The organism is Candidatus Thermoplasmatota archaeon, assembly GCA_022848865.1.
In the GTDB taxonomy this organism is placed as follows: Archaea; Thermoplasmatota; Thermoplasmata; order RBG-16-68-12; family JAGMCJ01; genus JAGMCJ01.
In genome coordinates this window covers 1-2,427 of the sequence record JAJISE010000090.1, presented here as the reverse complement: position 1 = coordinate 2,427, position 2,427 = coordinate 1, and the positions used below count along the sequence as shown (strand labels likewise).

Genomic DNA, 2,427 nt, shown 5'->3' with positions numbered 1-2,427 from the left:
TCCCTCGTTTAACCCCTCTTCCAGCCAATGAGGGCAGGGGAGCCGAGTTCCTGACGAGCTCAATATTCCCTATAAGCCTCGGAGAGGGGGTGCCCGATGCAGCTCAAGTCGAAGGCTTTGTACCATCCGAAGGGAGACCTGTGTGTCTCAAGGCCCTCCTCTGCGAGCTTATCGGCGAGTCTGCTTAAGAACCCCTTTGCGAGCCGGGCGGAGCCCAGACTCTTTGATAGATGAGCGTAAGGGTAGAGAAGGACCCGTTCGCACCCGATCCGTGAGACGTCGACCTTCACGTTCTCCACGAACTGCTCGATGATCTCGTCCAGCCTCTGCTCGTCCCTTTTCTCGAAGCAAGTGAAGCAAACCAGGACGTCCTCCAGCTCCTCCTCCTTTGGGCTGGCGGGCTGCTCAGCCACCGGAGTCTCCTTCCTTACCTGATAGCTGAAATTTTTGCAGTGTAGTTGAAGAACCCTCATCGCGAACCAGACTGAAGACCGCTGTGCCCGTATTAGACTTTTTCCAATCTCATCATTCCCATTGATGAAAAAGAAAAATCTCATGCTTGGATCAGTGATCTATAAAGTTGAAGGAGTCTCAGGACTCCACGTGAGCTTCCTCGGCGTCCTTTCTCTTCTTAGTGGCAAGCTTTTCCACGAGAGCGAGGCCCCTCTTTCCCTCATCTAGGGGCTTGATTTCGACGAGACCCGCCTTCTTGGCCGCTTCGAGTGCTTCCTCGCCGATATCTGTCCTCACGATTACGGTTGACCAGCCATTTGATGAGCCGACGTTTCCTATCGAGAGGTCCGCGAACTCGGCTGTAAAGTCCCCGCATGTATGGCAGCATTGCCTAACGAGGCCTTTGACTGCCGCAAGTTTGACTTTGTGGACCTCCTCCCCGTCCTGGATGGCGATGAATCGTCCGCTCTTGATCTCGAACTTGTCGACCTTGGCGGCGCTGATCCCCTCTCCTTCAAGGTACTCTATGAAGCTGGGATAATCGAAGGTCTCCATACAGAACAATCCGATCCTCAGGGCGACAATGTCTTTGATCCTCTCGTCCGACCAGGGATCAGTCTCGATGTTCCTGATGCCCTTCATCTGGCATGGCGTCCCGACCAGCGCAATTTTACTCAGTGCATATTCCTGGATCGCGGAGGCTACGCCAACGAGTGAGGGGCTATTAGTGTACTTTGTTCCCGCTCCCTCCAGGATTCCCTCTTTCGAGGTCACCACGATGGGTTTGGCCGCCCATGGTCTATCTTCCTCGACGCCTGCCACGACTGCTCCGTCGCCATCGCCTGACAGGAATTGGGTGAGAATAGCCGAGACTGCTCCGCCGTCCTGTGCTTTCTCGTGTATCTCGTCGGGCTTGGCCTTGACCGCGTAGATTGCCTTATGGACTCCTATGGCGGCCTCGTCCTCCGTTCTGGTCCTACCGAATACTTTCTCCTCCATCTCAGAGACATCGAACGATGCGACAGGGCAGTTCCAGTAGCACAGCTGGCAGGATATGCAGAGGCCTACGAGTTTCGGGGTTCCGTCTTCGATCTTGACCGTGTTCACGGGGCACACGGCCTCACATCCCCCGCATGTGACGCACGTGTTCTTCCTGATGACCTCGGCCACTAGGTTGCCGAACATCTTGGGTCTTACGCTCATAGGAGATCAGAGATGTTTGACGATTTCAATATAAAAACGTGCTCCTTGCCGTTTCGTAAAGGGCTTATGATCCGTTTTATTCTCCCAGGCTTCAATTGTATCACTTTCACGGACTTGATTTGATGCGATTCAGAAAGCAATGTAACTTAGTCGAACCTCCAAATGGTGTCCCCGGATAGGGGGAGGAAAGGGAAGAATCCAATATTTTCCGGTCAGACCGGCGTAAGCCAACTTTTCCTTGTCTCTACTTTTCCTTCCAGTATCTTGGAGTAGTGCTCCGCAATCTTTCTAGTGACCGGTCCGGGATATTCATCCCCGAAATTAATGTCGTCCACGCTCGTGAGGGGTGTAACCTCGTATCCCGTCCCGCATAGAAACGCCTCGTCAGCGGCGTAGAGCTCGACTCGAGTAAAGTCCCTGACCTCGACGGGGATGCCCAGGTCCTCCTCGATGAACTCGATGAGCCTGCCCCTTGTTACGGACTCGAGGATCGAGGCGGTGACCGGTGGCGTGATCACCTTGCCGTTCCTCACGGTCATGAGGCAGGCCCCGGTTCCCTCGGAGACGAATCCCCTGTTGTCGAGGAATATTGCGCCGTCGTATCCAAGTCTGGCCGCCTCCCGCGTCGCCAGCGCTGAGTTGGCGTAGTTCGCCCAGGATTTGACTTGGGTCGGTAAGGCGTCCGACGCTATACGCCTCCAGCTGCTTACGACGTATCGCCTCTCCACCCCGACTCGGGGGTTGTCTTTCCCCAGGAGAGTGTCGAACTTC

Annotated in this window: 3 protein-coding genes; all 3 read right to left on the bottom strand. The window is 55.0% G+C overall.

Annotated elements, in window-relative coordinates; all coding sequences use genetic code 11:
• Positions 1–59 precede the first annotated feature (59 nt).
• Entirely contained in the window at positions 60–557 is a 498-nt protein-coding gene (locus tag LN415_09760) for a threonyl-tRNA synthetase editing domain-containing protein (protein MCJ2557371.1), read from the bottom strand.
• A gap of 34 nt (positions 558–591) precedes the next feature.
• Positions 592–1,656 carry a Coenzyme F420 hydrogenase/dehydrogenase, beta subunit C-terminal domain gene (locus tag LN415_09755; protein MCJ2557370.1) on the bottom strand — a complete coding sequence of 355 codons (1,065 nt, stop codon included), beginning with the start codon at positions 1,654–1,656 and terminating at the stop codon, positions 592–594.
• Between the two features lie 212 nt (positions 1,657–1,868).
• Positions 1,869–2,427, bottom strand: a 559-nt coding sequence (locus LN415_09750; GenBank protein ID MCJ2557369.1) for an aminotransferase class IV, incomplete at its 5' end; no start/stop codon positions are given.

Excerpts from the sequence above, each read along its gene's own strand:
- LN415_09760 (MCJ2557371.1), bottom strand. The coding sequence starts at position 557 with ATGAGATTTTTCTTTTTCATCAATGGGAATGATGAGATTGGAAAAAGT.
- LN415_09755 (MCJ2557370.1), bottom strand. The coding sequence starts at position 1,656 with ATGAGCGTAAGACCCAAGATGTTCGGCAACCTAGTGGCCGAGGTCATC.